This is a genomic window from Komagataeibacter oboediens (assembly GCF_003207815.1).
Taxonomy (GTDB): domain Bacteria; phylum Pseudomonadota; class Alphaproteobacteria; order Acetobacterales; family Acetobacteraceae; genus Komagataeibacter; species Komagataeibacter oboediens.
In genome coordinates, this window is sequence record NZ_NKTX01000258.1 from 1 (window position 1) to 599 (window position 599).

The 599-nt window shown below is 59.9% G+C and carries 2 protein-coding genes; both read right to left on the reverse strand.

What is annotated here, in order from left to right:
- Positions 1-64: 64 nt before the first annotated feature.
- Positions 65-268 (reverse strand): hypothetical protein, encoded by a 204-nt coding sequence (locus CFR80_RS18730; protein ID WP_258367977.1) that lies wholly within the window; start codon positions 266-268, stop codon positions 65-67.
- A 114-nt stretch (positions 269-382) separates the two neighbouring features.
- On the reverse strand, positions 383-599 hold a 217-nt coding region (locus tag CFR80_RS18735; protein ID WP_146221620.1), incomplete at its 5' end, for a transposase domain-containing protein.

Consider the following 599-nt stretch of genomic DNA (forward strand, 5'->3'; position numbering starts at 1 on the left):
CTGACGGTCACACTGACGGTCAGGGCGAGAAGGGTTCAGCTCTGATAACGGGCTGAACCTCTTTTTATTTCCCGTCTGTTCTCTCAAGTTCGCCGTCGGCGTCATCCGGCAGAAAGAAGTCTTCCGGGTCTTCTGGCACGGGCAGAGACAGCAGGAAAAATCCCGCGGCTACCGTGATCGCACCCGTTGCAACGGGCAGCCAGCGGAGGACTGTCACCATCGCGGAGTCCTGCGTGCTGCCGTTGACGACAAGCGCCCAGCCACTCACTGTTGATTTTCACTGAGAACTGACCCGGGTAGGGGTCGGTACATAGAACGGGCACAGATATACGCTAAGGCTGGCTGCTGAGAGGTAATCATCCGGCGAGAGACGCGGGCGTATTCAGGCGGCGATGGTATTGTGGACCTGCTGGTGGGCTTTCCAGTGCCAGGGCAGGAGTTCATGGAGGCGTGGATTGGGGATGTCATTGATCCGTGCCAGGACATCGGCGAGCCATGCGTGGGGATCGACATCGTTCAGACGCGCGGTGACGATCAGGGAATACATGGCGGCGGCGCGCTCTCCGCCACGATCGGACCCGGCGAACAACCAGGCTTTC